Origin of the sequence: Kordia sp. (genome assembly GCF_045105435.1) — a bacterium.
GTDB lineage: Bacteria > Bacteroidota > Bacteroidia > Flavobacteriales > Flavobacteriaceae > Kordia.
Genome location: NZ_JBGCDL010000003.1, coordinates 1 through 5605, shown reverse-complemented (window position 1 = coordinate 5605; position 5605 = coordinate 1). Strand labels below are relative to the sequence as shown.

Annotated in this window: 8 protein-coding genes and 1 pseudogene; all 9 read right to left on the bottom strand. The window is 35.6% G+C overall.

All coding sequences use genetic code 11. The annotated features are described in order from the left end of the window. The coding region (gene atpA / locus AB8B65_RS00135) for a F0F1 ATP synthase subunit alpha (protein WP_405298754.1) at positions 1-1404 on the bottom strand (1404 nt) is incomplete at its 3' end. Positions 1405-1416: 12 nt separating this feature from the next. Then, the gene (gene atpH, locus AB8B65_RS00130) at positions 1417-1953 is read right to left on the bottom strand and encodes an ATP synthase F1 subunit delta (RefSeq protein ID WP_405298753.1); all 537 of its coding nucleotides are present in this window, start codon (positions 1951-1953) and stop codon (positions 1417-1419) included. A gap of 9 nt (positions 1954-1962) precedes the next feature. Continuing rightward, the gene (locus tag AB8B65_RS00125) at positions 1963-2463 is read right to left on the bottom strand and encodes a F0F1 ATP synthase subunit B (RefSeq protein ID WP_405298752.1); all 501 of its coding nucleotides are present in this window, start codon (positions 2461-2463) and stop codon (positions 1963-1965) included. A gap of 95 nt (positions 2464-2558) precedes the next feature. Continuing rightward, positions 2559-2750, bottom strand: a complete 192-nt coding sequence (gene atpE, locus AB8B65_RS00120) for an ATP synthase F0 subunit C (protein WP_089258428.1) — start codon at positions 2748-2750, stop codon at positions 2559-2561. A 35-nt stretch (positions 2751-2785) separates the two neighbouring features. Further along, complete coding sequence (gene atpB, locus AB8B65_RS00115; RefSeq protein ID WP_405298751.1) at positions 2786-3913, bottom strand: F0F1 ATP synthase subunit A; 1128 nt, start codon at positions 3911-3913, stop codon at positions 2786-2788. 82 nt (positions 3914-3995) lie between these two features. After that, positions 3996-4394: a DUF6168 family protein gene (locus tag AB8B65_RS00110; protein WP_405298750.1), complete on the bottom strand. Its 399-nt coding sequence runs from the start codon at positions 4392-4394 to the stop codon at positions 3996-3998. Continuing rightward, complete coding sequence (locus AB8B65_RS00105) at positions 4387-4569, bottom strand: AtpZ/AtpI family protein (protein ID WP_405298749.1); 183 nt, start codon at positions 4567-4569, stop codon at positions 4387-4389. Before AB8B65_RS00105 ends, AB8B65_RS00110 begins: the two co-directional genes overlap by 8 nt. A gap of 7 nt (positions 4570-4576) precedes the next feature. Beyond that, positions 4577-4987: a polymer-forming cytoskeletal protein gene (locus AB8B65_RS00100; RefSeq protein WP_405298748.1), complete on the bottom strand. Its 411-nt coding sequence runs from the start codon at positions 4985-4987 to the stop codon at positions 4577-4579. A 42-nt stretch (positions 4988-5029) separates the two neighbouring features. Continuing rightward, positions 5030-5605: pseudogene (locus tag AB8B65_RS00095) on the bottom strand (hypothetical protein); the annotation flags it as partial.

Here is a 5605-nt window from a genome sequence, read left to right as displayed (position 1 = left end):
GTTTTTAGATCCAGCATAGATAATTGCAACTTGGTCTTCTACTGCAAATGGCTCATTTTGCCCTTGCTTTAAGATTTCCACGTTACGTTTACCTTTGTTAATTACATTTAATGTAACGGCATCTAAGTCAGAACCAAACTTTGCGAATGCTTCTAATTCACGATATTGTGCTTGATCTAGTTTTAATGTACCAGATACTTTTTTCATTGATTTAATCTGTGCGTTACCACCAACACGCGATACAGATATACCTACGTTAATTGCTGGACGAACACCAGAGTTAAATAAATCACCATCTAAGAAAATTTGTCCATCCGTAATCGAAATTACGTTTGTTGGAATATAGGCAGATACATCTCCTGCTTGTGTTTCAATGATTGGTAATGCTGTTAACGATCCACCACCTTTTACGATTGGCTTCAACGAGTCTGGAAGGTCATTCATTTCCTTTGCAATAGCGTCATTGTTGATCACTTTTGCAGAACGCTCTAATAAACGAGAGTGAAGGTAGAATACATCTCCAGGATATGCTTCACGTCCTGGTGGACGACGTAATAATAAAGATACCTCACGGTATGCAACGGCTTGCTTAGATAAATCATCATAAACAATCAATGCTGGACGACCAGTATCTCTAAAGTATTCTCCAATAGATGCTCCAGTAAATGGTGCATATACTTGCATTGCAGCAGGATCTGATGCATTTGCAGCTACTATTGTTGTGTATGCTAAAGCTCCTTTTTCTTCTAGCGTCTTTGCAATAAGCGCTACTGTTGAAGCTTTTTGTCCAACGGCAACATATATACAATATACAGGCTCACCTGCATCGTAAAATTCTTTTTGATTTAGAATTGCATCAATACAAACTGCAGTTTTTCCGGTTTGTCTATCTCCAATTACCAACTCACGTTGTCCTCTACCAACTGGAATCATTGCATCAATTGCTTTAATTCCTGTTTGTAATGGTTCAGTAACTGGTTCACGATAAATAACTCCAGGTGCTTTACGCTCTAAAGGCATTTCGTATGTTGTTCCTTCAATAGGACCTTTTCCATCAATAGGACTTCCTAAAGTATTTACAACACGTCCAACAATTCCTTCTCCCACTTGGATAGATGCAATACGTTGTGTTCTTTTTACGATTCCACCTTCTTTGATACTTTGTGAAGATCCTAATAAAACTACACCAACGTTATCTTCTTCAAGGTTTAATACAATCCCTTCAAGTCCGCTATCAAATTCTACTAATTCTCCGTATTGAGCGTTCGCTAATCCGTATACACGAGCGATACCATCACCTACTTGTAGTACAGTTCCAACTTCGTCTAATGAAGCTGTTGCTTCAAATCCTGAAAGTTGCTTTTTTAATATTGCTGATACCTCAGCAGCTTTAACTTCTGCCATTCTATTTAGTATTTAATTTTGAGAGAAAGATCGTTTTAGTGTATTCAATTGGTTTGCGATGCTTGCATTGTATTGCAAATCTCCCAAACGTAGAATAAATCCACCTATGATACTTTCATCGATTTTGTTTTCTATTGTTACTTGGTTCCCCGTAAGGTCTTTTACCTTAGCTAATACTTTATCTCTTAACGCATCTGTTAACGGAACAGCTGTAGTTACTACTGCTGTTTCTTTTCCTTGTGATGCATCAAATAAAATACTGTATTGCGCTGCTACATCGTCTAATAAATCAACACGTTTGTTGGCTACTAAGATGTCAATTAATCCTTCAGATATTGCATGAACACCTGAAAAGATTTCTTGTAAAGCTGCTTTTTTAATTTCAGGCTTTACAATAGGACTGTTTAGCATTAATCGTAAATCTTTACTGTTTTGTACAGTTTTTACGATGCTGCTCATATCTTTCGCTACAGCTTCTCCTGCTTTTTGCTCTTGTGCCAATCCTAAGATTGCTTTTGCGTAGCGTATTGCTGCTCTAGATCCTGCCATCGTATGTTATTAGTTTAATGTAACGTCTTCAAGCATTTTATCTACTAAAGATAGTTGCTTCGTTTTGTCTGCTAATTCACCACGAACTACTTTTTCTGCGATGTCTACAGAAATGTTAGCTACTTGGGTTTTTAACTCTGCTAAAGCCGCTTGCTTTTCACTACGGATGCTTTCTTGCGCTTGTGCAATCATTTTGTTTGCTTGCTCTTGTGCTTCTCCTTTAGCGTCTGCTATCATTTTTTCTTTGATTTCACGCGCTTCTTTCAACATTCCTTCTCTTTCTGCACGTGCTTCTTTTAATAACTTTTCGTTATCTGATTGCAAGTTTTGCATTTCTTTCTTAGCATTTTCAGCCGCGTCTAATGCATCTTGAATTCCCGATTCTCTTTCGTTTAGAGAACTCATAATTGGTTTCCAAGCAAACTTCACCATTAAAAATATCAATATTAACAGTATGAATAACTGTACAAAGAATAGTCCTGGTGAAAAGTCTTTTAATAAATCTTCCATTTTTTATGTAAGTATTGTTAATTCTAATTGTAAATGGGAAAAACAGGTTCTGCAACCAACCGTTGCAGAACACTGATTTGTTTTGCGGGCAACTATTAACCTTTTCCTAAGATTAATGCACCAAATGCTAAACCTTCTAAAAGTGCAGCTACGATAATCATCGCTGTTTGAATTTTCCCTGTTGCTTCTGGTTGACGTGCAATACCTTCCATTGCTTTTCCACCGATTTGACCAAGACCAATTCCTGCTCCGATTACTACTAATCCTGCTCCAATTAAATTGTACATAATAATTGATTTATATAATTAAACAAACTCTTTATTTAGTGATGCTCTTCTACTGCCATACCTATAAACAACGCAGATAGCATTGTAAAAATATATGCTTGTAAGAACGCCACTAATATTTCTATTAATGCGATTAAAAATGATAATACTAAAGATAATCCTGTTGCACCAACTGTTCCTAAATCCTGTTTTAATGTAAACATGATTGCAATTAAGCTCATTACGACAATGTGACCCGCTGTAATGTTTGCAAACAAACGTATTAATAATGAAAAAGGTTTAATAAGGAATGCTCCTGCTAGTTCGATTATTGCTAAAATTGGCTTTACAAATACTGGAATTCCATCCATCCATAACATATGCTTCCAATAATGCTTGTTTCCACTTGCTGTATAAATTACTAAAGTGAATAATGCTAAACAAGCTGTTACAGCTAACTGACCTGTTACGTTAAAGCCTAATGGTGTTAATCCTGCAACGTTTAGTAACCATATAAAAAAGAATACCGTTAATAAATATCCTGTAAATCTTCTGTAATGTTTTTCTCCGATGTTTGGACGTGCAATTTCGTCTCTTACATATAATACTAAAGGCTCTAATGCGCGACCAAAACCTGTTGGTATCTTTTTAGTTTTGTATTGTTTTGCTAATCTGATAAACCAGAATAACATTAAGAATCCAACTAATAAGATTCCCACAACACTTTTAGTGATAGAGAAGTCTAAAACTTTGTGTGCATTTTTTGGGTGATGATGATCGTCTTCTACAATTTTTGTTTGCCCAGCGTCTAATTCGTAGATCTTTCCGTGAAATCTTGCCAACTTTACATTTCCAACAGTTACAATTTCTTTGCCGCTATCGTCATGGTGAAATGCAGAAGACATAAACGTTTTCAATCCTTCACTCGTCCAAACAATTACTGGCAATGGAAAACCAACGTGTTTTCTTTCGCCCGCATCACTTGTATAAGAAAATAAAGTGAAATCGTGTGAATCTTGGATGTGGTGTTTAATGTAGTCTTTCACTTCATTTTTGGTATCAACGATACCACCATCATCTTGATTGTTGTCTTTTTTACCAGAATCACTAGCAAAACCATGAAAAGAACATAGTGCAATTGCGACTAGTGTTAAAAACTTGATAGATTTTTGTACTATCTTCATAATTGATTTATTCAAAAATTACCCTTCGTAAATTCTGCGCAAAATTAAACAATTAATTAGAAAAACAGTGTTTTTTTTAACTTTATTTCTGAGAATGATTTTTGTTCAGGATTTTGATCATAAAATAGACCTCCAGAATTAGAAAAACGATCATAGGAATTATCAGTGAAATCCGTTGTGTATTAGACAGTTTTTCTCCCACGAATAGTAAGCTGTAAAAAACAGCACAAAAAACTAAAATTTTCAACACAAACGACCCTAAGTATATGAATCCCAATTGCGGGCGTAATTTTTCATTAGCAGACAATAGTGCAAAGATAATGCAAATTTGCAATGAAAAGAACGCATGAAATGCGTACATATTCCGCAAAGAGAAGCCGAGCGTAATTTCTTGATTTTCGATATAGTAGTTGTGTGCAAAATCGCCCAAGAAAAATAATAATCCGAAAGCGGTTATATATATGAAGATTTCCCTAAGCATCATCCGTAATTTTTAGTACTTGTACAATAACGAAATAGATAGCTGCAAAAATACCAAAAAGTGTCAAGCTGGTTTCCCAAAAAGTTTGATTGTATTTTACATCAAGCCAATTTCCAAGATAGTTGCAGGCATAAATGGTCAATCCCATTTGCAAACCCGCACCACTTAAACGCATTGCTTTATTAAGCGGTTTTATCGGCTTTTTTTCCTTCACTTGACTTGAGTTCTTTGATTCCCGTTTTCATTGCACAGGTAGCATTAAAAGTAGCGCCTGGCTCTATAGATAGTTTGCTTACTGTAACATCGCCTTCAATGACAGCCGAACTTTTTAAAGTAAGTAAGTTTGAAACTACCAATTCGCCATGAAAACGCCCTTGAATATCAGCATTAGCACAGGTTACTTTTCCTGTAATGATGCCACTTTGACCAATGACAATTTTACCTGTAGTTTCTACACTTCCATCTAGTTTTCCGTCAATTCTAAAGTCAGATTTTGAGACAACATCACCTTTGATGCTTGTCGATTTTCCAATTCGATTTGATTGTCCACGTGTGGTTTCATTATTGCGACCTTTTTTTGATTCTGAAAACATGGTTTTGGCTAGTTTTGAGGGATTATTGAGTTGATTGGGCTATTATTTTATTTCGTCTAAGTTTTTATGAATTTGTACGGTTTGATAGTTTTCGCCAGACATGATTACACTTTGTTTTTCAACCTTGTACACAGGTGCCGTTTCTAACATATCATCCACAGTAATGGCTGCTAATTTGGTTTTGAATCCGTGAATTACTATAAACTTCTGACTTCTGTCATATACATCTCGTGAGATAGAAAGTGAATTGTATTCACGGTCTTCTATCATTTGATTGATCGTTTTTTCGAGCGCATCCATCGCTTCGGTTTCATTTTTTTGAAATGCGTAAATGATTTTGAAACTTGTTGATTTGTCATCATTTACAACTGCTTTGTTGGCTATTTTTGGTAATGAAGATTGAATGATTTGCTGTGCGCGCTTTCCTTCTTCGTCATTTGGATAATTGAGCGCTACATAATTCAACGCTTCTTTGTACGCAAGATAGCCATCTAAACGTGCAATGAGAATGGCTTTTAGCATTTCAAATTTTGGCACAATTTCTTCTCCTGTAAATTGCTGAATGTATTTTTCGGAATCGTTTAACGCACCTTGAAAGTCTTGAACAGCAAACTTTTT